This is a genomic window from Terriglobus tenax (assembly GCF_025685395.1).
GTDB lineage: Bacteria > Acidobacteriota > Terriglobia > Terriglobales > Acidobacteriaceae > Terriglobus > Terriglobus tenax.
This window is the reverse complement of record NZ_JAGSYA010000003.1, coordinates 197256-221281: the sequence shown is the minus strand read 5'-3', so window position 1 is coordinate 221281 and position 24026 is coordinate 197256. Positions and strand designations below refer to the sequence as shown.

The 24026-nt window shown below is 61.7% G+C and carries 15 protein-coding genes; 6 read left to right on the top strand and 9 right to left on the bottom strand.

Features of this window, described 5'->3' with window-relative positions; genetic code table 11:
- Nucleotides 1-43: 43 nt before the first annotated feature.
- The 7 genes from OHL13_RS01000 to OHL13_RS00970 form a co-directional block, all read right to left on the bottom strand.
- Nucleotides 44-3178, bottom strand: a complete 3135-nt coding sequence (locus OHL13_RS01000) for an Rne/Rng family ribonuclease (RefSeq protein ID WP_263408249.1) — start codon at nucleotides 3176-3178, stop codon at nucleotides 44-46.
- A 574-nt stretch (nucleotides 3179-3752) separates the two neighbouring features.
- Nucleotides 3753-4853 carry a rod shape-determining protein RodA gene (gene rodA / locus OHL13_RS00995; RefSeq protein ID WP_263408248.1) on the bottom strand — a complete coding sequence of 367 codons (1101 nt, stop codon included), beginning with the start codon at nucleotides 4851-4853 and terminating at the stop codon, nucleotides 3753-3755.
- 71 nt (nucleotides 4854-4924) lie between these two features.
- Complete coding sequence (gene mrdA, locus OHL13_RS00990) at nucleotides 4925-6829, bottom strand: penicillin-binding protein 2 (protein WP_263408247.1); 1905 nt, start codon at nucleotides 6827-6829, stop codon at nucleotides 4925-4927.
- A 65-nt stretch (nucleotides 6830-6894) separates the two neighbouring features.
- Nucleotides 6895-7425 carry a rod shape-determining protein MreD gene (mreD, locus tag OHL13_RS00985; RefSeq protein ID WP_263408246.1) on the bottom strand — a complete coding sequence of 177 codons (531 nt, stop codon included), beginning with the start codon at nucleotides 7423-7425 and terminating at the stop codon, nucleotides 6895-6897.
- On the bottom strand, nucleotides 7425-8525 hold the full coding sequence (gene mreC, locus OHL13_RS00980; RefSeq protein WP_263408245.1) for a rod shape-determining protein MreC: 1101 nt from the start codon (nucleotides 8523-8525) through the stop codon (nucleotides 7425-7427). The genes mreD and mreC overlap by 1 nt, the downstream gene beginning before the upstream one ends.
- A 60-nt stretch (nucleotides 8526-8585) precedes the next feature.
- Nucleotides 8586-9650: a rod shape-determining protein gene (locus OHL13_RS00975; protein ID WP_317889889.1), complete on the bottom strand. Its 1065-nt coding sequence runs from the start codon at nucleotides 9648-9650 to the stop codon at nucleotides 8586-8588.
- A gap of 74 nt (nucleotides 9651-9724) precedes the next feature.
- The gene (locus OHL13_RS00970; RefSeq protein ID WP_263408244.1) at nucleotides 9725-11020 is read right to left on the bottom strand and encodes a hypothetical protein; all 1296 of its coding nucleotides are present in this window, start codon (nucleotides 11018-11020) and stop codon (nucleotides 9725-9727) included.
- Between the two features lie 312 nt (nucleotides 11021-11332).
- Here OHL13_RS00970 and OHL13_RS00965 point away from each other — a divergent pair, with 312 nt between their 5' ends.
- From OHL13_RS00965 to OHL13_RS00950, 4 genes are all read left to right on the top strand, one after another.
- Nucleotides 11333-12907, top strand: coding sequence for a hypothetical protein (locus OHL13_RS00965; RefSeq protein ID WP_263408243.1), 1575 nt, complete (start codon nucleotides 11333-11335; stop codon nucleotides 12905-12907).
- Between the two features lie 68 nt (nucleotides 12908-12975).
- Entirely contained in the window at nucleotides 12976-14091 is a 1116-nt protein-coding gene (gene ald, locus OHL13_RS00960; protein WP_263408242.1) for an alanine dehydrogenase, read from the top strand.
- Nucleotides 14092-14102: 11 nt separating this feature from the next.
- A complete protein-coding gene (locus OHL13_RS00955) occupies nucleotides 14103-15101 on the top strand; it encodes an FAD:protein FMN transferase (RefSeq protein WP_263408241.1) in 999 nt (332 codons plus the stop codon).
- Nucleotides 15102-15134: 33 nt separating this feature from the next.
- Complete coding sequence (locus OHL13_RS00950; RefSeq protein ID WP_263408240.1) at nucleotides 15135-16388, top strand: Gfo/Idh/MocA family protein; 1254 nt, start codon at nucleotides 15135-15137, stop codon at nucleotides 16386-16388.
- A gap of 133 nt (nucleotides 16389-16521) precedes the next feature.
- On the opposite strand, the gene OHL13_RS00945 is transcribed toward OHL13_RS00950, so the two are convergent.
- Complete coding sequence (locus OHL13_RS00945) at nucleotides 16522-19857, bottom strand: TonB-dependent receptor (RefSeq protein WP_263408239.1); 3336 nt, start codon at nucleotides 19855-19857, stop codon at nucleotides 16522-16524.
- An 85-nt stretch (nucleotides 19858-19942) separates the two neighbouring features.
- Nucleotides 19943-20356 carry a helix-turn-helix transcriptional regulator gene (locus OHL13_RS00940; protein ID WP_263408238.1) on the bottom strand — a complete coding sequence of 138 codons (414 nt, stop codon included), beginning with the start codon at nucleotides 20354-20356 and terminating at the stop codon, nucleotides 19943-19945.
- 32 nt (nucleotides 20357-20388) lie between these two features.
- Between OHL13_RS00940 and OHL13_RS00935 the strand changes: the two genes are divergently transcribed.
- On the top strand, nucleotides 20389-22653 hold the full coding sequence (locus OHL13_RS00935; RefSeq protein ID WP_263408237.1) for a sensor histidine kinase: 2265 nt from the start codon (nucleotides 20389-20391) through the stop codon (nucleotides 22651-22653).
- A gap of 18 nt (nucleotides 22654-22671) precedes the next feature.
- Nucleotides 22672-24021: a sigma-54-dependent transcriptional regulator gene (locus tag OHL13_RS00930; protein ID WP_263408236.1), complete on the top strand. Its 1350-nt coding sequence runs from the start codon at nucleotides 22672-22674 to the stop codon at nucleotides 24019-24021.
- Nucleotides 24022-24026: the final 5 nt, after the last annotated feature.

The window sequence follows — 24026 nt, the reverse complement described above, 5'->3', positions numbered from 1 at the left end:
GGTTCCGCATCGTGCAATGCGGAACCCGCCATTCCATTAGGGTTTAGTGGATATCAAACTGCTCCGGGTGCAGGCTCGGGTCGCTCTTCACCAGGATGGTCTTGCCCGTCATCTCTTCCATCTCGTGCAGCCAGTTTGCATTGTTGGTCTTCAACTGCTTGACCACCTCAGGATGCACGCGCAGCATCACGTCGCCCTTGTCGATGTGCTTGTACATCTTGCGCATCTCGATGTAGATCTCGTTGGCAACCGTGACCGGCGACTTCACCATGCCGGTGCCGGCGCAGATGTTGCACTGGGTGCTCAGGGTGCGCTCCAGCGACTGCTTCACGCGCTTACGCGTGATCGCCACAAGACCGAAATCGTTGAACTGCAGAACCTTCGACGGGGCACGATCGTTCTTCAACTCTTCTTCGAGAGCGGTGAGCACCTTCTGGCGGTTCTTGCGCTCGTCCATGTCGATGAAGTCGATGACAATGATGCCGCCCAGGTCGCGCAGGCGGATCTGGCGAACGATCTCCGGGATGGCGTCGAGGTTCGTCTTGACGATGGTGTCCTCAAGGCGGGCCGTCTTGCCGACGTACTTGCCGGTGTTGATGTCGATGGCTACCAGCGCCTCAGTCTGGTTGATCACGATGGATCCGCCAGACTTCAGCCATACCTTCGAACGCAGGGCCTTGTTGATCTCTTCCGAGATGCCGAACTGCTCGAAGAGCGGCGTTTCCTTGGTGTAGAGCTTCACGCGGCGAATGAGCGAGGGCTCAAAGCGCTGCAGGAAGCGAAGGACACGCTCGTACTCGGTTTCCGTGTCGACCCAGATGTGCGAGAAGGTATCGGTGACCTGGTCGCGCAGGATGCGCTCGACGAGGTTGAGATCGTGGTAGATCAGCGCGGGCGGCTTGGAAGACTCCGAACGGCCCTTGATATCGTTCCACAGGTTGATCAGGAAGCGAAGGTCGCTGCGGAGCTCCTGCTCGCTGGCGCCGTCGGCGGCCGTGCGGACAATAAAGCCACCGGTGGCCTCGCCCTTTTCGCTGAGCAGTACCTGCTTCAGGCGGCGACGCTCATCATCCGACGAGATCTTACGCGAGACACCAACGTGGTTGACCGTCGGCATAAAGACCAGGAAGCGGCCCGGAAGGGCAATGTGCGAGGTGATGCGCGCACCCTTCTTGGCGATGGGCTCCTTGGCGATCTGGACCAGGACCTCCTGGCCGGGCTTCAGCAGGTCGCTGATGGCCGGCAGGTCGGTGGTCTGCATAGAGGCACGGCTGGGGCCACGTCCGCCACGACCGCGGTCGCGGTTACCGCCACGGTCACGTCCGCCGCTGCGTCCGCCACGGCGGCCATCCCGATCACGGCGGCCGCTGCGCTCGCGGCGCGGCTGGGCCTGTCCGTCGGCGGTGACACCTTCCGCCTCTTCTTCTGAGGGAGCATCTTCCTCTGAGGTCTCCTCAAAATCGCCTTCGAGTGTCAGCTCCTCGTGCTCGTCCTCATCTTCTTCTTCGTCCTCATCGGGCTGGGTCGCCTCGTCAATGGACATGTCGCGCAGCATGGTGCCCAGGTCGGCGGCGCCTTCCAGCGTCTCCTCCTCCAGGTCATCCTCAAAGAACTCATCGTCGGAGGCGTGCATGGCCAGAGGCTCGAACTCGTACTCTTCCTCTTCGATGACCTCTTCTTCAAACTCGCCATCCAGGACAGGCGAAGCGGCGGCAACAGTCTCTTCCACCGGGGTCACGGCAAACTCAGCTTCCGCGAGAGTGACGGACTGTACAGCGGACTCGTGCTCGATCGGAGCGGCGGGGTCTTCCGGAGTCGCTACCTCAGAGATCATCTCGCCCGTGGGCTGCAGGGTGGTAAAGGCATGCTCAACTGCCTCGTTCTCCTCAGCAGCGGCCTCCTCGATCACAATCTCTTCTTCCTCAACCTCCGGTTCCGGCTTCTGACGGAACTCGCTCTGCGAAGGATCGACACGGAACGAGGCTGACCCCTCGGTGGGCTCGTACTCGGTGGGCTCTTCCGGCTTGGCAGCCGGTGCTTCCACAACAGCTTCCGCAGGAGCAGCTTCGACGGCAGCCTCGGCAACAGGAGAGGCCTCAACTACTGCCTCAGCAGCGGCTTCGACCGGCTTCTCCTCCGCTGCAGGAGAGAACTCCAGATCGGTAGCGGTGGCCTGTACCTCGGTGGGCTGCTCGGCGATGACAGGAACAGCTTCCGCGATGGGCCTGGGAGCTGCCTGCGGCTTGCCGCCACGACGGCGGCTCAGCGTCTCGCCGGGAAGAGCGAAACCGCCATCCCAGCCGGTGGCGTCCAGCTCTTCTACAAGGGTCTTGGGCTTGGCCAGGCCAACAACGGCCGGAGCAGCAGCGGCTGCGGGCTTTGCCTCTTCCGTGGGAGCAGGTTCGCCGCCGGTGCGGTACTTCGATAGAGATTCGCCGGGCAGAACAAACGGCGCTTCCAGGTCAGCGGCGACCTCGGCGTGCAGCTCCGGCAATTCAGCCGGGTGTGCTTCGGGCTCAAATTCAACGGGGTCGGACTCATGCTCGGAACGGGGCTCACCGCTCAGAGCGGCCTGCTGCTCGTCACGACGGGCTCCGCGGCCACGGCGACGGCCGCGACGGCCACGCCAGCGACGGCTGCCTGCCTCGTCCTCACCCTGTGCCTGGCTGTCTCCGCCCTCGCTTACTGCCGGAGCGGTAAACTCTGCGGGCTCGTCATCCGAGAAGCCGCCTTCGAGTACAACGGTCTCGCCGGTGGGCGCGTCCTGCGCAGCCTGGGGCTGTTCGGTGCGGTCGCCACGGTCGCGTCCACGGCGTCCACGGCCACGGCGGCGTCCGCCCTTGTCCCCGCGGTCGGCCTTGTCGCCACGCTCAGCACGCGGTTCAGACGAGGTGCTGGCACTTGCGGCAGGAGCAGAGCCCTCGGTATCGAACTCATCCGAGTCCGGGCTCTCTTCCAAAAAATCGGTAATGTAGAGGAAGGCATCGCGCTCCAGGCCGATGTCGACAAACGCCGACTGCATACCCGGGAGAACGCGCGTTACTTTGCCTTTATAGATGGAGCCGGCGAGGGTGTACTCGTTCTCGCGCTCGTAGTAGATCTCCGAAAGCGCATCGTTTTCCACGATGGCCAGCCGCGTTTCGTGCGGCGTTGAGGAGATGAAAATTTCCTTCGACATGTCTGGTCTCTTTCTTCAAAGACCAGGCGAATCAACTACCTGCCGAACAGAAAAGCAGAAAATTCCGTGCTACGCTCCCGCCCCGTGCCGCCCCGTTCCCGGGGGAGCATCGAAGTGTTCCATAACTGACATAGAGGGGGTAACAGCGGGGAAAACACATACGGATTTTGTGACCTGTGCTGCCTCAACGTGAGGTGCGGCCGTTCGCGGTCCGTATGCATTCATCGTTTCTTCTTCAATCCTGTCCAGCGGGCGGAATCGTCCTCGCCTGGCTGGAATCACTTATAAAATCTTGTTCGCCGCCCGCGCTCACAAAGCGCCGCTAGGACGGGTGCAACCCATCTGCCGGAGGCCTGGCCTCGGGCAGGTATGCCCCTAGTATGCACTATCCGAGGTGCGGGAAGGAAATTAGACCTGCAATCTGGCCATGCAAATAGAAAAATGGGATGACGATTTTGCTCTTCCGCTTTCCGAGACTATTGTGAAAGCGCTCGACCTTAAAAGAAGGTGATGAGGTGGATCTCAGGGACGTTGGACCGAAGCAGTTTGAGTTCTACAAGATTCCGTCAAAGCCCTAGTTCACAAACCGGCGCATACGCACATTCATCACAATCCCCAGCGCCATGAAGGTGAACAGTACGGACGACCCTCCGTAGCTCATAAGCGGCAGCGGAATGCCTGTGACCGGCATAAAGCCGATGACCATGCCGATGTTGACCGCCATCTGGAAGATGATGATGGCCACAATGCCCATTATGATGAAGGCTCCGGGTGGATCGGGCGCGGTCTGCGCGTTCTGGATCAGCCGCATCAGGATCAGGAAGTAGATCAGCAGAACGCCCAGCGCACCGACAAAACCATGCTCCTCGCAGAAGGCTGCGAAGATGAAGTCCGTATACGGAATAGGCAGGAAGTCGCCCTGCGTCTGCGTGCCCTTGGTGGTTCCCTTGCCCCAGATACCGCCCGAGCCGACAGCGATCAGCGACTGGCGAATCTGGTAGCCGGAGCCCTGCGGGTCGTTGTCCGGGTCAATAAAGTTGGTCAGGCGGGCCTTCTGGTAAGGCTTCAGCAACTTACCCGTCTTCCACACCCCGCCTACCAGCAGAAGGAAGCTGATGACAAGGATGGCCGCCTGCTTGAAGCGGATGCCGCCCAGGAAGAGGCCGCAGATCAGGATGGGTGAATAGGTCAGCGCGGTGCCGAGGTCCGGCTGCTTGAGCACCATCAGCATGGGAATGCACACCAGTGCGAAGGCCTTGGCGATGTCCTTCCAGGTAAGGTCTCGCCCGCCCAGGCTCCAGAAATACCGGGCGACGGCGATCACCAGCACGAGTTTGATCCACTCGCTTGGCTGGAAGTGAATGCCCCCGGGAAACTTGATCCACCGCTTTGCGCCGAGCACCCTTGTTCCCACAAGGGCCACCGCAATCAGGGAAACGATACTGACCCCATAGGCCCAGGGAACGATCTCCAGCAGCATGTGATAGTCGATCAGCGAGACAAGGAACATCAGCACCAGGCCGATGATCAGGAACTCCATCTGCTTCTTCTCAAAACCATGGAACTTGGTGTGCATCGTCGCCGAGTAAATCTCCAGCACGGAGATCACGCTCAGCAGCAGCACAAAGCCCAGCAGGACCCAATCGAAATCGCGGAAGGTTGAAAAACGGCGCATGGAGATAGGACAGCTTCAGTGTAACGGCTGCGTGGAGAGCAATACGGCTCGTCTCCCGGGCAGCGAATTGACTAGTTGGTGACCGGCTCTTCTTTTTTAGCCGCACTGCCAGAAGACGGCGCGGGTTTGGGAGCTTCAGCGACCTTGATCAGGTTGCCGGCCTTTTTCCTCTGCTTTTCCACAAAGGTGTTGACCACCTGCGCGCCCAGCTTGGCGGAGTTCGATCCCCAGTCGCCGTTCTCCCACAACACGGCAACGACGATATCCGGATTGCGGCGCGGAGCCATGCCGACAAACCATGCGTTGGGCACGGTCTTTTTGCCGCCGCCGGAACGCGCCAGGGCCGCGTGGCTCATCACCTGCGCGGTGCCGGTCTTTCCGGCAAAGTCGATGCCTTCCAAGTGAGAGGCGGCGGCGGTGCCGGTGTTCAGGGTCTCCGCCATGGCATCAGTGATGATCTGCCAGTTCTCCGTCTTGAGGGGCACCTGTTTTTCCCCGCTACCGGGATAGGTATCGCGTACGGCCTGGACATACTGCTCCGGGAGCTGACCGTCGAGGATGACGTGTGGACGCTTCAGGGCTCCGCCGGAGGCAATGCCGCTGAGCGCGCGGGCCAGCTGAATGGGAGAAGCCTGCACAGCTCCCTGCCCGATGCCGACCGAGATGACCTCACCCGCGTACCACTTGTCGTGGAAGTTCTTCAGCTTCCAGGCGGTAGAGGGCATCGTGCCGGTTGCCTCGTCCGGCAGGTCGATGCCGGTTTTCTGGCCGATGCCGACCGAGGTGGCGTATTTCGCGATGGTATCGATCTGCAGGCGCTCGGCCAGCGTGTAGTAAAAAGTGTCACAGCTCCACGGAATGGCGTGATAGATGTCGACGCCTCCGTGGTGCTTGTCGCAGGCAAAGAAGTGGCCGAAGAAGGTGCCGCCGCCCGCGCAGTTTACGTGCAGATCCTGCGCCAGGCCTTCTTCCAGGCCAGCGTAGGACATGATGATCTTGAAGGTGGACCCCGGTGCGAGCTGCGCCTGGATGGCCTTGTTCATCATGGGGTGGTCCTGGTCGTTGAGGATCTTGTTCCAGTAGTCGCGGGTCAGGCGGACGGCGAACTGGTTGGGGTCATACGTAGGCCGCGAAACCATGGCGAGAATCTGGCCGGTGTGCGGGTCCATGGCGACCATGGCGCCGGTCTTGCCTTCCATGGCTTTCTCGGCAGCCATCTGCAGGTCAAGATCGATGCTGAGGCGAAGGTCCTTGCCGGGGACGGGGTCCTGCTGGCCAAGCTGGCCGACCTCGCGGCCACGGCTGTCGACGACCACATCGCGGGAGCCGTCCGTACCGCGCAGGACGGCGTCGTAGGTAGCCTCCACGCCGGACTTTCCGACAACATCGCCGGCCTGGTAGAAGGCGTATTTCTCCTTGTTCAGGTCGTTTTCGCTGATTTCTCCAACGTAGCCGATCAGGTGGGCCGCGAAGCCTCCGTTGGGATACAGACGGCGCTGCTCGTCCAGTGTTTCCAGCTCGGGCAGCTCATTGCGGTGCGCCTCGATGAAGGCCACCTCGTCGGGCGAGAGGTCCTGCTTCAGCGGGATGGGCTGGTATTTGGGAGCGTACTGGTATTTGCGCAGAACGTACTGGATCTGGTCGACCGTCATATGCAGCCCCTCTGCGATGCGGGGCAGGTCAGCGGTCAGGTCGTGCGAGGGCTCGCGCAGAAGGTAGCAGGAGATGGAGGCGTAGTTGTCGACCAGGAGACGGCCTTCGCGGTCGAAGATCTTGCCGCGCGGCGCCATAATGGGCACCTTGCGGATGCGGTTCTGCTCGGCCAGAACGCGGTAGTTGTCGGCGCTGACCACCTGCAGACGCCAAAGCCCGGCGAGAAGCACCACGAGCATCAGCGCCACAACATACTGAACCATGTTCAGCTTCAGCGGAGAGACCTTCTCCTCTTTGGATATGACCGAGTTTTCGTCCAGCATTGGTTCCGCTCCGACCTACGCCTATAACCTTGCGCCTGCCCTGGCGCGCTGTGCAACGGCTCTCTTCAGGCCTGCTGCTTGGTGGAATCCAGCAGGAAAAACAGAGGAATGGCGATGACCGTATTCACACCCGCGCGCAGCAGCTCATGCAGCCAGCGCACCTGCACATTCACATCCTGCAGCAGCCAGTGATAGATGCCCAGCATCAGCACGCTCTGCAGCAGGCAGAAGCCGAAATTCATGACGACCCGCGTGGCCAGCGCATCCACATCAACCCGCAGGCTGATGGACGCTGCAATGTAGCCAACGATAGCTTTCACCATGCCGTTGATGCCGATGGGCTGGTTCAGCAGGAGGTCCTGCAGCATGCCGATGACACCGCCGGTCAGAACGCCGGAGATGGGGCTGCGCCGCGCCACCGCGAAGAAAATGACGACGATCAGTGGCAAGTCAAGAATGATGAGCCACGGAGCCAGCCGCGGCAGGTAGGCACCGGCGAAGATGGCCACCAGCGGCACGATAAGACTGATTGCCGGATGAAAGACGTGCTCATCCATCTCCCGGCGGGAACTGTACATGCGTCCAAGGCCTGCCATTAGCGGTCGTTCCCTCCCTGGTTGGATTGAGGAGCCGTATCGGCCTCTCCCTGCCGTGCACCTGGGGTCAGAGAGGCTGCCGAAGGCGTTGTGCCGGGGCTGTACTTGTCCGGGCGGGTGACAGGGGTCGGACGCGGCAGCGGGGCCTCTTTGGCCTCCTTCGCTTCCTCATCCGGGGAGTCCTGCCTGAGCTGCGGCAGATGTTCGCCGCGTGCGCCGGTCTCCGGCTCTCCTTCGGCAGAGGCCACCTGGTCGGAGGCGGCTGCTCCCTTCTCGACGACCACCAGCACCTCTTCCAGACGGGCCAGATTCGCGGTCGGCTTGACGATCACCCGGGCATAGTTGCGGTCCTGACCGATGCTCTCCACCACACCGGCGTTCAGGCCGCGCGGAAAGACCTGGTCTCCTCCGCTGGTCAGCACCTTTTCACCGGGCTTGATGCGGCTGTCGGGCAGAACGTCAAGGATGCGCAGGCGGCCGTCGCCGGTGCCGCGCAGGACGCCGCGGATACGCGTCGTCTCCAGCACGACACCCGCGCCGGAGGTGGTGTCATTGATAACCAGCACCTGAGCCGAGTGCTGAAATACGTCGCGCAGCTTGCCCACGATGCCGTCCGGCGTAATGACCGCCATGTCCGGCTTCAAGCCGTCGGCCACGCCCTTGTCGATATAGATCACGCGGGATTGCTCGCTTCCGCTGGTGCCGATGACCTGCGCGGCGACTGTCTTCGCAATGTACTTCTGCTTGAAATCGAGCAGGGTCTGTAGACGCTGGCCCTGGCGAGCGTCTTCCGCCAGCGCGGCCTGGTAGAGACGCATGCGGTCCAGGTCCTGCTTCAACTGCTCGTTCTGCCTGCGGATGCCGCGAAGGTCAATGTAGTTATGCCAGATGCCACGGATGCCCTGCCCGGTTCCGCGGAACAGGCGTTCGAACGGCGAAACCAGCGCCACGGCCCAGTAGCGGAAGACACGGACGTTCCTGCCGTCCTCGCGCGAGCCATAGTCGGGCCTCCGCACCTGCACGGCCAGGCCAATGGTGAAGGCCACCAGCACCGCAATCAGTACGAGCGCGTTCTTGTACCTGGCGAAAAACCCTTCCATGATCTTGAGAGCCTAAGGCGAAAGAGCGCGGCCCCTTCAGGGCCGCCCCATGGACCGTGGTTAGTCGATCGAAATCTTACGCAGCAGCTTGAAGTCCGAGAGCATTTTGCCGGTGCCCAGAACCACGGAAGCGAGCGGATCGTCGGCGATGGAGACGGGCAGCCCCGTTTCCTCCCGGATGCGCTTGTCCAGGTTCTTGATCAGGGCTCCGCCGCCGGTGAGCACAATGCCACGGTCGCTGATGTCGGCCGAGAGCTCCGGCGGAGTGCGTTCGAGAGCGACGCGGATGGCATTCATGATGGTGGCAATGCACTCGCCCAGAGCCTCGCGGATCTCCGAATCGTCGATGGTGATGGTCTTCGGCACGCCTTCAATCAGGTTGCGGCCCTTGATTTCCATCGTCAGCGGCTTGTCCAGAGGATAGGCGGAACCGACTTCCATCTTGATCTGCTCCGCGGTACGCTCGCCGATCAGGAGGTTGTACTTGCGCTTGAGGTAGTTCATCACTGCCTCGTCCATCTGGTTACCAGCCATGCGGACGGAGCGCGAATACACAATGCCGGCCAGGGAGATGACGGCGATGTCCGTAGTGCCGCCGCCGATGTCGACAACCATGTTGCCGCCGGGCTCGGTAATGGGCAGCCCTGCGCCGATGGCGGCCACCATGGCCTGCTCAACGAGGTACACCTCGGAGGCCTTTGCGCGGTAGGCGGAGTCCTCAACGGCGCGCTTTTCCACCTGTGTAATCTCAGACGGCACACCGATGATGATGCGCGGATGCACCATGCGCTTGCGGTTATGCGCCTTTTGAATGAAGTAGTTGAGCATCTTCTCCGTGACCTTGAAGTCGGCGATGACGCCGTCCTTCATCGGCTTGATGGCAACAATGTTGCCCGGAGTACGGCCAAGCATCTCCTTGGCCTCTTTCCCGACGGCCTCAACCTCGCCGGTCGACTTGTTGATGGCCACGATCGACGGCTCGTTGACGACAATTCCCTTCCCATGGGCATAGACCAGGGTGTTCGCAGTGCCGAGATCGATGGCAAGATCGCTGGAGAAAAGGCTGAACAGAGAGCGTAGGCTACGCCCCCGCGATGTGCGCTGCTGGAAACCGTTTGACGACATTTTGAAGCTGGGATCCTGATCCGTAGGTTATTTCCATTGTAAGACCACAAAATCTGCTTTGGGCCTGAGGAACACTAGAAAAACCGGGCTTTGGGCGCGGCGTACCTGCACAGTACCAGCGCGGCGGGCAGAAGAAGCACGCTGATGTGCCGGGTGTAACCAAAACCGGCAAGGTAAGGTGCCGCAGCCGCGCCGAACAACGCCAGCATCAGCAGCCCCGAAAGCCGGTCACCGGGCAGAGCCGGGCGGACGATCCACAGGCAACAGAGCAGGAAGGAAACCCAGAGGAACACCCGCAGGATCACCAGGCCCAGGGTCTCAGCCAGCCTCATGGCTCCCTGGCTCTCAGTCGAGCCGATCTTCTTCATGCTGAAGAACAGGACGTAAAATTTGCGCCACCAGCCTGTCACCGTCTCGGATGGATGCTTGCGCATGTACTGCTTGCCGGCCTGCAGGTGGTAGTCGCTGTACTCCCATTCGTTGTGAAAGACGTGACCGACGTTCAGTTCATGGTCGAATTCATCGAGATTCCTTCCGGGCTGAGGAGGGAACCGCTCCAGGAACTTCGCATTGTTCCCCTTGTGGAAGTTGATGCCGTCCAGGCTGGTACCGATGGCGTAGCGCCCGCTGACTGTGTGCGCGTGGACCATCCAGCCAACCGGAGCAGCCAGCACCAGCAGGCAGAGAGCCAGCCGCTGTGCGCCCGGCTTAACCTGCAGCAGTCCCCAGAACACGAGCACCGCCACTACAGCAATCATCGAGCTTTTGGCCAGGTACAACAGGTCGACCGAGAGCGCCAGGGTGATGAGCCACGGCCACCTGGCGCGGCCGCTCTCGCTGATCCAGAAGGCTGGAAACAGCAGCAGGGCCACACAAAGCATGAGGGCGCTGTAGGTATAGCCTTCCTCCACCTGGAGGTTCACGACGTCCGCCAGAAGCGGCGTTGCAAAGAAGGGCACAAGCAGCAGCGCCAGCACCAGTGCTGCCTTGCGAGGGCTGACGGAGGAGAACACGGTCCATCCGGCCAGCCAGACCAGTGTAAGCATCAGGACGGTCTTAACCAGGCCGACCCGCAGCGAATCATCTCCGACGATGCCACGCAACACGGCGATGAAAACACTGGCGGCGGGCATACGTCCGTCATACAGGCAGAGGTATGGATCGATGGCGGGGTCCGTAGGACAGACGGTGAAGCTATGCCGCTCAGTCAACGACTGCGCGGTGGGGCCGACAAGGTTGGGCAACAGGTATACCGATGCCCGGTGCTGGCTGAGGAAGGCGTAGCAGGCCGCCAGGGAGATCAATACCGTGGAGAGGCAGTAGACAATCAGTAAATTTCGCGTGACCGTACTCTGTCTTGCCTGGGCCATGTGTTGCCTTGTCTCCTCGTGGAAGCCGTGTTACCTTACGCCATCATCACAACGAGCTGGGATGAAGTCAAAGCCTTCATCCTTCTGACAGGCCCAGGGACTACCGTAGACTGAGTTCCTGTAGCAGTTGCTTTGCCCTTTGTAACATTCTGAAGAATTTGCATTTTTCCAGGAGACTACAGCAACCCTTCGCGGGACGCCCCTTCTCAATTGTGCAGGCAGCTTGATTCTTGAGAAGCGAAGCCATGATTTCCGGTGCGCGACAGCAATGCGCCGGGACTCCGCGTAAAGCCTAAATGAGGGATGACGATCATGCAGCACGAATCCACGCACCAGGTTCAGCCTCGCTCTTCTGTTTCCCCATGGCTGATCGCGGGCTTTTTCCTGACTTTTGCTTTATTTGCCTACGTGCTCATCCGCTGGCCGGATAATTTCTTCGCAGACGACAGCTACTTCTACTTCCAGGTGGCATGGAACATTGCCCGTGGAATGGGAAGCACCTTCAATAACGTGATGCCGACCAATGGCTACCATCCGCTGTGGATGCTGGTCTGCACGCTGGTCTTCAAGCTGTTTCCCACGAAAGACAGCGCCATTCATGGCATCGGGCTCGCGATCGCCGTGGTCAATGCAGGCGCCCTGTTTGTGCTGGCAAGGCTGCTTCGCAAGGTTGCTCCGGAAGCGTGGTGGGCTGCCTTCCTGCTCTACATGCCGTTCTGCTTCACCACCCAGCTTGGCACCGAAGGAGCCTTGAGCGGACTTTGCCTGGTGTGCCTGATGCTGACGGGTTACAGGCTGACGAGCCTGCCGGATTGGACATCGGGCATCCTGTTCACCCTGAGCGCAGCGCTGGCCGTACTGAGCCGGCTGGACAACATCTTCATTGTCACGTTTGTCTATCTGGCCGTCTTCTTCCTGGCTCCCACGGAGACTCGCTCCGCCGTACGCCGGCTGCAGATCCTTCTGCTGCCTATCTGCATTGTGCTGTGGGGCGGCTATGTCACCAGCAACGTGGTCTGGTTTGGGACCATCCAGCCGATCAGCGGCATGCTGAAGGCTCACTCCGAGCACCATGCCCTGTTTACGAATATTCCGCATGTCGGTCAGCTGGCGATGCTCATCATCCTTCCCTGCATCGTGCTGGAAGCGCTGGGGCAGCGGGACAACTTCTTCCGCTGCATTGAGGTTCCCTTCACTGCCGGAGTTTTGACGCATGCAATCTATATCTCCCTGGTAATGTCGGCCGAGACCCGCTGGACCTGGTACTACACCAGTTGGAGCCTGCTGGCTTCGGTACTGCTGGCCCGGTGCGTTGCCCGCCTGCTGAGGACCACATCGCTGGCACGATTTGCTCCGGCACTCTCGGCCGTTACGGTGCTGGCCCTGCTTGCTTCCTGGTATATGGCCAGCTACCGCCGCTTCGGCCACTACAAGCCGGAGCAGCGCGGGGCGGAATACCAGGCCAATATCCCCGGCAAGGGGATGCAGGTGGTTCTGGCTTTCGACAAACCTGGGCGCGCTGCCTACTACACCACGGCGCAGATCATCGCACTGGATGGCCTGATGGGCGACCTGAAGTTCCAGCATGACCTGGCCAGCCGCGGCATTGCCGCCTTTGACCGCGAGAACAAGGTGGACAGCTTTATGGGGCCGCCGCAACCGCTGGACCGGCTGCACGCGGATGCCTTCTGCGACAAACTTTATCTCACGTCCTTGATGTTCCACTGCGTCCAGACCGGGCCGGAGGCCTGGCAGATCACCTCCGTGACGGTATACGCACGCCTCGGCATTGTTCCTGCAGGCACCCTGGAATTGAAGCCGGAGAACATGGTCACGAACATTCCGAACGACGTTGCCGTATGGAAGCTGGAGACCAGCGCTCACTGACCGGCCCGGCGGGGGATGCCGGAGCCGGTTGAGAGGAATACACTCTGAAAAGTGAGGTTTACGCTGCAATGATCATTGGTGTTCCTAAAGAAGTTAAGGACCACGAAACGCGCGTCGGTATTACCCCTGCCGGCGTGCGTGCTCTTACGGAAGCTGGACACAAGGTGCTTGTGGAACACAACGCCGGCGAGCTCTCCGCCTTCCCCGATGACGACTACCAGAACGCCGGCGCGGAGATTGTCGGCTCTGCCTATGACACCTGGCGGCTGGCTGACATGGTGGTCAAGGTGAAGGAGCCGGTCGAGAAAGAATACGGTCACTTCCGCGAAGGTCTGACCCTGTTCACTTACCTGCACCTGGCTCCGCTGAAAGACCTGACCCAGAAGCTACTGGACAAGCAGGTTACGGGCATTGCCTATGAGACCGTGCGCGACCGCTTCAATACCCTGCCGCTTTTGACACCGATGTCCGAGGTTGCAGGACGTCTCTCCGTACAGGTAGGCGCCGAGTACCTGACCAAGGCGCATGGCGGACGCGGCCTGCTGCTGGGCGGTGTGCCGGGCGTGCCTCCGGGCAACGTCACCATCATCGGCGGCGGCATTGTGGGCACCAACGCGGCAAAGATTGCCGTAGGCATGGGCGCCAACGTCACCATTGTGGACCTGTCGTTGCAACGGCTGCGCGAACTGGACGACATCTTTGGCGGACGCGTCGCCACGGTTGCCTCCAACAGCTACAACATCGCCAGGGCCGCGGCGGAAGCCGATCTTCTGATCGGCGGCGTACTGATTCCAGGCGCTGCCGCTCCCAAGCTGGTGACCAAGGCGATGGTGGCCAACATGAAGAAGGGCGCGGTGATTGTGGATGTGGCCATCGACCAGGGTGGCTGCATTGAGACTGCGCACCCGACCACGCACTCCGACCCCTCGTATGAGGTCAATGGAGTGGTCCACTACTGCGTGACCAACATGCCGGCCGCTGTGCCCAACACCAGCACGCTGGCGCTGACCAACGCGACCTTCCCCTACGTGATGAAGCTGGCGCTGCACGGCGCGGAAGCGGCGATCCGCCAGGACAAGGGCATTGCCGAGGGCGTGAACACCTACAAGGGCCACTGCACCTATGAGGCTGTCGCCAGGGACCAGGACCGCGTGTACACGCCGGTCTCGCGCCTGATCCAGTAAAGGACTTCACCATGAACCTGCGGCGCTGCATGCTTGTTGCCTGCGGCGCCGTTTTCTTTTGCAGCCCACTCAGCGCCCAGCAGCGCTTCCACGCGACACACCGCGCCATGGGTACGGAGTTCACGCTTGACCTGTATGCCGCGGACGAAGCCACAGCCAACGCGGCGATTGGCGATGCGTGGGACGAGGTTGACCGGCTGGACGACCTGCTGAGCAACTACAAGCCCCAGAGCGAGCTGAGCCGCATCACGCGCGAAGCCCGTAGCGGACCAGTAACGACGGACCCGGAGAGCTTCGCGTTCCTCGCGCGATCGGTGTACTGGAGCCATGTCTCTCACGGAGCCTTCGACATCACCGTTGGCCCGCTGCTGCGCGTGTGGGGTTTCTTCCGGGCGCAGGGCCGCGTACCTGGGGAAGCTGATCTCGCCAAAGCGAAGAAGGACACGGGCTGGCAGAATCTGCAGCTTGACGCCGCGACACGCACCGTCAGCTTCCGCGACCATCGCGCACTGGAGCTTGACCCCGGCAGCATCGGCAAGGGCTTCGCCGTCGACAGCGTTGTGGCCCGCCTGAAGGCGGAAGGTATCTCCTCTGCCCTGCTCTCAACGGGAGGCAGCACCATCTACGCGCTGGGTGCTCCACCGGACGAAGAAGGTTGGCCGGTGACCATTCCCAACCCCGCGGACAAGGAACATCCGCAGACGCTGCGCCTGCGTGACCTGTCCATCTCCACAGGGGCTTGTACCGAGAAGTTCTTTGTGCAGAACGGCCATCGCTATTGCCATATCTTCGATCCGCGCACAGGAAGGCCAGTCGAAGGCGTCCTGCAAAGCTCGGTGCTTTCGCCCAGCGCCACAGACGGCGATGCCGTCTCCACCGTAGCCTTTGTGCTGCCTGCCGCACAGGTGGAAGAGAGCTTGCGCAACCACCCTGAAATCAGCGTGCTGGTGTACCGCACAGCGAATGGCAAGGGGAGCGTGCAGGCTCTGCGCTGGCCGAAGGTGCGGTAAGTCGTTTAACCTTGCGTGCGAGGAAAATACCGCTTGCTGACTCGTCGCGAACTGATCTGCTCGCTCTCCGCCGCCGCCCTTACGCCTTCCCCGCTCTCCGCCTTTGCCATGCAGTCGCGTGTGGAGGAGGCTGACCGCCAGACCGCAATGACGCGCGACAGCTCGCCCATCCGGCTGGGAGTGATTGGTCCGGGCAGCCGCGGCAAGGAGCTGGTGCGCAGCTTTCTGCGCGTGCCCGGGGTGAAGATTGTCGCAGCCGCCGATGTCTACGAGCCGCGCTTCGATCAACTGGACCAGACCTGCGGCTACAAAGTGGCACGCCACACGGACTACCGCGCCTTGTGCGATCGCAAGGACCTGGACGCCATTGTGGTGGCGACGCCGCTGGGCCTGCATGGCGAACACATGCTGGCTGCGCTGGACAGCGGCCACAATGTCTACGGCGAGAAGACAATGACCTATCATGCCGAGGAGTCCGACAAGCTGGTCGCCTCGGTTGGACGAACGAAGAAGATCTTCCAGGCTGGACACCAGTATCGCTACTCGCCGTGGATTCGCGCGGCGCTGGCTCGCATTGCCAAGGGAGAGATTGGCACGGTCACGCACATCCAGGGCTACTGGCATCGCAACAATGACTGGCGACGTCCCGTCCCCGCGCAGGACCCCGGCGGCAAGCTGGAGCACCTGATCAACTGGCGGCTCTACCGCCCGTGGTCGCTTGGCCTGATCGCCGAACTGGCAACACACCACATTGACCTGGCCAACTGGATCATGGACGCGAACCCGACGACAGCGATTGCTTCCGGCTCCATCTGCACTTATCACGATGGCCGCGAGACAGACGACAATGTGCAGGTCGTTCTGGGCTATCCGGGAGGCCGCCGCTTCATCTTCACCAGCATGCTGAACAACGCCATGCGCGGCGATCAGCTGTGGGTCTACGGCACCAAGGGATCCTTGAACCTGACGCTGGAAGACGCGACCTTCTACTACGAGCCGGCGAAGATCGTGAAGCCCGCTGCCACCGGCAAGAATGAAGACAAGGGTGTAACCACCACCGCCAGCTACAAGCCTTCCAACGAGATGCCCTATCGAGGAGCCGGCAAGCCAGTGGACGTCACCACCGCCGAAGACCCGACGACGGCGGCGACACGCGCTTTTATCTACTGCGTGCGCAACAACGCCGAGCCGGTATCGAACGTGCATATCGGCCGCGCGGCGGCGCTCGCGGTCATTCAGGCCAACAAGGCGCGCGACGACGGCAGGCAAGTGGAGATTCCGGTCTAAAGTTCTGTCATCGACCAGAACAGGACAGCGTCCTGCGAAGTGGAGAGATCTGCATTTACGGCAATATCAATGCAGGTCCCTCCACTTCGGCGCTTCGCACCTTCGGTCGGAATGACAAAGGTTTGAGGATGTTTTAGCGGCGAATCCTCACCGCGAACTGCGCGACACGCGGATCAGTCGTGGTGCTGGTGATACTGCCGAAGGCCGCTGCGCCAAACGATCCATTGGGCTGCGAGAAGGCGGGCGTGTTGGTGACGTTGAACAGCTCGGCGCGGAACTCCACGTCTGTCTGCTCACCGATCAGGGTGTGCTTCACCATGGCCACATCGGCATCGCGATAGGCGGGGCCGCGTACCGGGTTGCGCGAGCCATTGCCAAAGGTGAACTGCGGCGCGGTCTGGAACGCCGCCGTGTTGAAGAAGCGCTGCGGCGTGCGCTGGCCCGCTGGCAGTGACGGCGAAGCGACGATGTTTGGCCGCTGCAGCACAACTCCCGCGAAGCTGTTGTTGTTGGTGGCCTGCGTCACCGTGACCGGCATACCGCTCTGCATGGTGCCGATCACGTTCACGGTCCATCCGCCCAGCAGCGTGGTGGCCGCGCCATGCCCACGGAACTTCGGCAGGTCATAGACCACGCTGGCCGTCAGCACGTTGGGCATGTCGCCACTGGAGGAGTCGCGCTCAAGGTACGGACGATAGGTGTCCGCCGCGACGAGCGAGGAGGTGTTGGGCGACGACAGCACCGTCGACGAGAAGACGGAAGAGGCATCGTCAATCAGCTTGGAGTGCGCATAGCTGACCAGCAGATACAGCCCGTCGGAGAGACGCTGCTCCAGCCGCGCCTGCACGGCGTTGTAGTTCGTCGTACCGGAGTTGTTGCGATACGTCGCCACGTTCTGGAAGCGGGGATAGGGCTTTAACAACTGCGCTGCGGCGATGGTCGGCGTGTTGAGCGTGGAGCCCGCCGGCAACTGTCCATAGTAGGGATTTGTGACACGCGCGGTCAGGGCTCTTCCCTGCGCAAGCTGCGTGGCGGTGAGCTGGTTCAGGTTGGAATCGGGAATCCCCACATGCACAATGTGCGAGCCGACGTAGGCCACTTCCAGCGACATATTCCTGGTAATGGCGCGCTGTACGGCGAGGTTCCACTGCTGCACATAGCCGGAGCCTGCATCACGGTTCGCGGTGTAGACGCTCTGTCCAAGTCCCGCATTCGGTGTCAACGCAATCGGCTGCACGGTTGGCCCGCTGCTCAACTGGAAGGGCGAGACATATCCGTCCTGCGTACGCTGCTGCACATTCTGGATGAACGGGTACTGCGGCGTGGTGAAGGGCGTGGTGATGCCGCTCTGATCGATGAAGACGATGCCGAAACCGCTGCGCAGAACGGTCTTCGAGTCCAATGCATACGCCAGGCCCACACGCGGAGCCACGTTGGCCCAGTGCAGGCGCCGGGCGCTGCGCGAGTTGCCATTGACACCGAGATAGTCAAGCTGCTGTGTGGCCAGGTTGAAGACCGCGCCCTGGTTATGCGCCTCGGTCGAAGGCATGTGCAGCGTCCAACGTGCACCAAGGTTCAGGGTCAGCCTGGGCGTGACGCGCCAGTCATCCTGCACGAAGAACTCATGGATGTAGTCTCGCGGGCGCAGGGTGCGGCTCTGCAGGTCGATGGAGAAGTTGTCCACCTGTCCCAGGAGGAAGCTGGCGAAGGCATTCCCGCCCGTCGCGCCGCTGCTTCCGGTCGTGTTGGTGCCGGTCGTGGTGAAGGCGAACGAACCGGTCGGGTTCGGCGGAGAGATGGCGTTCAGTTCATAGCGGCGCAGGTCTCCACCGGCTTTCAGCGAGTGGCCTCCGTGCGTCCACACCACCATCTCCACCAGTTCGCTGACGGAGGTCTGGTAGCGCGCCGAGGTGCTGGCATTCGCGCCAAGCTGCTGCAGACCGGTAAAGGTGAACAGCGGCAGCGTGTTGTTGAAGGCAGCGTTGGTGGGAATGCCGGGAATCCCCAGGTCGCTGGCGGGCGAGTTCGGAAGCGATACACCAATCTGCGAGTTGCCACGGCGCGTGTAGCCCACGCGAAGATTGTTGAGCACGGTGGGCGAGAAGACGTGCGTCTCATTCAGAACCACCTGCTGGCCCAGCACGTTGGTCAGGCCGGCCACATTGCCGGTGCCCAGCACGGATCCGCTGATGGAGCCTGAGCCTTCCGGCAGCGGCGTTACGGGGTTCTCCACCTCGTGGTAGTAGGAGTAGCGAGCAAACCCGCGATCCTTCGCTCCGAACGCGCCATCCAGGCGCACATCGAACTGGTTCTGGTGGTCGTCATCCGGAGCAGTGCGCGTGTAGTTGTTCGACGCTCCGCTGCTGGTGGGCGTGGGAATGCGGCTGAGAAGTCGCTGCGCCACGGGATCAAACGACGAAGTAATGACGTCGTTGGCAAACTCCGCGCGCTGCAACTGGCCACCCACAGTGGTGGTCGTCGCAGGGTTATAGATACGGGCGACTCCGGTGAAGATGCCCTGCCGCATGGCATTGGTCGGCACGGTAGAGATGCGCGTGACACCGATGCGCTGCTTCACGCCCTGGTAGTCCGTGAAGAAGAAGAGACGGTCACGCAGGATGGGTCCGCCCAGCGTTCCGCCAAACAGGTTACGGCGGTACTGCGGCTTGCGCGCGTTGGAACCGGCAAAGTAATTGCGCGCGTTCAAGGCCTCGTTGCGAAAGAACTCGAACACGCTTCCGTGAAAGGCATTGCCTCCGCTGCGTGTGGACACATTGACCACGCCGCCGTTGAAGCGTCCGAACTCGGCGGGGACGTTGTTGGCGGCCACGGTGAACTCCGCAATGCCGTCGATGATGGGGAAATAGGCAACCTGTCCGGGCTCCGGCTGCAGGGCGGAGATACCGTCGTACAGATATTCGTTGGTGCGCGGGCGTCCGCCGTTGATACGCGGCAGCACTGTTCCAGGCGGCAGTTCCACGCCAGGAGCCATCTGCGTGAGCTGGATGAAATTGCGCGAGTTCAACGGCAGCGCAACAATGGCGTGGCTGGGGATGGTGGTTGCAATATCGCTGGTCGCGCTCTGCAGCAGGGGCGCGTCTTCATTCACGGTGATAGATTCGCCCGCGCTGCCCGGCTTCAACTGCAGGTCCAGGGTAACGGTCTGCCCGGTGGTCACGGTGACGCCGCTGCGCTGCAGCCGTGCGAAGCCGTCCTGCGTAACTCCCACGCTGTAGGCGCCGGAGGTGAGCTGGGTGTAGCTGTACTCCCCGGAGGAACCGGTGACGGTATCGCGCGTGACACCGGTTGCCGTCTGCGTCAGTGTCACCTTTGCCCCGACAACGGAGGCTCCGCTGGCATCGGAGACACGGCCCTTCAACTCACCAAGCACCTGCGCATGAGATAGCCCTGACAAGGCAAACAGGCACACAAAGACAGCAGGAAGCAGCGTACGGGGGAAATTCAACATGCAACGAATTTATACGATTGAAACCGTATAAACACCCCTCGATAGAGTGATTTGGCGTGCCTTGCCGGAACATTGGCGTGGATTGCTATTCCACACGTTCGATCATCACGTCCGTGGACTTAACCAGCGCGGCCACGGTCTGGCCTTTCTTCAGGCCAAGCTCGCGGGCGGCGTCCGCGGTAATGATGCTGTTGATATGCTGCTCGCCCACAGCGACTACCACCTGGGCCAGCAGGCCCTCAATCCGGACGCTGACGACCTTGCCCAGAAGCTGGTTCCGGCCGGAGACCTTGCGGTAGCGCTCGCGGGAAACCTCCGCCGGACGCTCGCGGTCCTGGGCGAGGAACGGTTTCAGGGCCGATTCCGCCACCCGGTGGTGACCTCCAGGCGTAGTGACCGTTTTGAGTTTTCCGCTGAGAATCCACTGTTTAATCGTCGGATAGCTGATACCGAGCATCCGTGCCGCTTCCCGCGCGCTGAACATTGCCGTCGTAGCCATAAAGCATTCTGTACCATAAACATCAGCATTGCATGAGCCCCGGGACGCCAACGCGCAAGGCCCTGACCATCGTGCTGGGCGTGTGCCTGCTGATCCTGTTCCTGGGGCTGGCGGCGCTGAACGCCTTCAAGCTGGACTTCCTGGACCCGTCGTCCACCCCGCAGATCTTCCTGTTTACGGCCCTGTCGACCATCGCTTTCCTGCTGTTTGTGGTGGTGCTGATCCTGCTGACCCGCAACCTGCTGAAGCTCTATGCGGAGCATCGCAGCCGGCTGCTGGGCTCGCGTTTGCGGGCGCGCATGGTCTGGGGAGCCGTCATCCTGTCTCTGCTGCCCATCGCCTTTATGTTTGCCTTCAGCTATCTGCTGATGAACCGCGCGGTAGAGCGCTGGTTTTCACAGCCGGTAACGCAGCTTCGCGACGACTCCAACTCGATTGCCGTGGAGTTGTCGCGCTACGCCTCTGCCAATGCGCGGGCAGAGGCACAGGCTATTGCGAACTCCCTGCCCGCAAGCGGTGGCGATCTATCAACGCCCCTGCAGGAGCATGAGGTCACGCTGCAGGGCGGATTTGCCGCCGTCTACCGCAACAATGCCCTGCTGGCCGCATTCCAGCTGCCGCAGGAGCAGAACGGCAAGGTGGTAATCAAGCAGTTGCTTCCCGAGGGCGGGACAAAGGCCTCGTCCGCGGCAGAGCTGCTGCAAACCGCACTGCGCTCCGACGATGCGCTCTACTCGGTTGCGGACAAGGACTTTGCCCTGGGCACGGCCTGGGTAAAGCCGCAGGGCGACATTGTGGTGGTGGGGTTACCCCTGCCACAGGGGATGTCGGACACGGTTGGCCGCATCCGCAGTGCAGCCGATACCTACTGGACGCTGTTCCGCACGCGCCGCTCCATCCGCAACCAGTACATGCTGCTGCTGCTCATGATCACGGGGCTCGCCCTGTTTGCCAGCGTGTGGCTGGGCCTCCACCTGTCGCGCCAGGTAACACGGCCTGTCGAAGCGCTGGCGGATGCCATGGAAGAGATTGCGACTGGCAATTACGCCCGCCGTGTCGAGGCCAGCGCAACGGAGGAGTTGGGCGAGCTGGTGCGCAGCTTCAACCACATGGCGGCCGACCTGCAAAGCTCACGCGCGCAGATTACCGAGTCAACACTGCAGATCTCCCTGGCGAACTCCGCCCTGGAAGCCCGCCGCAAAGAGCTGGAGACCATGCTCCAGACCATTCCCAACGGCGTGGCCATGCTGGATATCCACCAGCGCGTGCTGCTGGCCAACCGCGCCTTCAGCGAGATGCTGGACCCCGGCGGACAGCGTACCTTCACCGGCCTGCAGGTTTCCACCTTTGTCCCTGCGGACCACATGCCGGAGTTTACACGGCTCTTCCAGCGGTCCCACCGCATGGGATCGGCTTCGGCAGAGTTTGAGATGCTGGGCCTGAACCTGTCCGCCACGATAGCCCTGATTGAATCTGCCGAACACGACCACCGTGGATACGTGCTGGTGCTGGAGAACGCCACGGAGCTATTGCGCGCGCAGCGGCAGTCCGCATGGAAGGAAGTAGCGCGCCGCGTCGCGCACGAGATCAAGAACCCGCTCACGCCTATCTCGCTTTCCGCCGAACAGATTCATCGCCACGCCGGCCGCATCGACACGCAAATGCAGGAGGCCGGCCTGGAATCGCCATCGCCGGCAGTGATCCGCCGCAGCTCGGAGACGATTCTTTCCGCGGTAGAAAGCCTGCGCACACTGGTCGACCAGTTCTCGTCGCTGGCGGAATTTCCCATGGCGCGCCCCAGACCCGCGGACCTGAACACAATCGTGCAGAATTCCCTGGCCATGTTTGCCGGTCGCACGCAGGCGGTGAAGATTCGCCAGGACCTGACGAATTCCCTGCCGCTGGTTCTGGCCGACCCGGAGGCGCTGAAGCGCGCACTCTCCAACCTGATCGACAATGCACTGGAGGCGATGCAGAACCAGCTCCTGCGCGAGCTGCATATCTCCACCGCCCTGCTGCCCTCGGGCATGCTGGAGCTTGTGGTGGAAGATACCGGCACCGGCGTGACCGACGAGATGCGCGAACGGCTGTTTCTGCCCTACTTCTCTACCAAGCAGCGCGGCACCGGCCTTGGACTGGCCATTGCGGCAAAGATCGTTCAGGAACACCATGGCAGCATCCGCGCGGAAAGTGCGACGCCCGTCGGTGCACGCTTTATTCTCGAACTCCCGGTAGCATCGGAGATAGACGTACACGGCACAACGTCCGACGCCGTAAACATCCAACCCTCCACCTAACTGGCCATCCAACAAGATATGAATCACATTCTCGTCATCGACGACGAAGCCGCAATCCGGACATCGCTTGAAAGCATCCTGAGCGATGAGCAGTACCATGTTGCCAGCGCCGCTACAGGGGCAGAGGGTCTTGCCCTGCTGAAGGACGGCACGTGGGACGCCGTGCTGCTCGACATCTGGCTGCCGGACGCCGATGGCCTGGACCTGTTGGCGAAGCTGCGGGAGCTGAACCTGCCCTCGGCGCCAGAGGTCATCATGATCTCCGGCCACGGAACCATCGAATCGGCCGTGCGCGCCACCAAGCTGGGGGCCTTCGACTTCCTGGAAAAGCCGCTCTCGCTGGACCGTACCCTGCTGGTGCTGCGCAACGCGATCCAGTCGCGGCAGCTGCGCATGGAGAACCAGGAGTTCAAGCGGCAGCTTGCCACCAGCGCGTCGCTCACCGGACAGTCGGTCCCGCTGAAGGCGCTGCGCCAGCAGATTGGCCTGATGGCGCCAACCAATGGCCGCGTTCTGATCTATGGAGAGTCTGGCGCGGGCAAAGAACTGATCGCCCGCACCATGCACGCGGAGTCGCTGCGCCGGGAACACCCTTTCGTCGAGCTGAACTGCGCCGCTATTCCGGAAGACTTTATTGAAGCCGAACTCTTTGGCCAGCGCGGCGACGGCGCGCAGAACAAGCCAGGTACCTTTGAGCGTGCCCACCTGGGAACGCTGTTTCTGGATGAAGTGGGTGACATGAGTTTGAAGACGCAGGCCAAGGTGCTGCGCGCGCTCGATGAGCAGCGCTTCACGCCGGTGGGAGCCACCTCCCCCATCTCCGTCGATGTGCGGGTGATCGCGGCGACCAACAAAGACCTGCAGGAAGAAATTGCTCGCGGTAACTTCCGCGAAGACCTGTTCTACCGGCTGAACGTGATTCCCTTCTTCGTCCCGCCGCTGCGCGACCGCAAGGAAGACATTCCGCTGCTGGTGCGCGAGTTCCTTCTGGAGTTTGGACGGCAGTACGGCCGCCCGCGCGTGGAGATCGCCGACGACGCCATCGCAACCCTGCAGCACTACCACTGGCCCGGCAACGTGCGCGAGCTGCGCAACGTGATTGAGCGCGTGCTCATTCTCAATCCGCGCGTGCTGCGTATCGAACGCAAACACCTGCCGGTACTGGTGTACCGCGAGCAGGGAAAACCCGGCCGCACGGAAGACTTCCCTACCCTGCTGCAGGCACGCGAAGCCTACGAGCGCGACTACATCCTGAAGAAGCTCGACGACGTGCATGGCAACGTAAGCCGCGCCGCCGAGCTGCTGGGGTTGGAACGCAGTCATCTCTACCGCAAGATGAAGGCGCTGGGCATCAACATCAAGGAATAGCGATA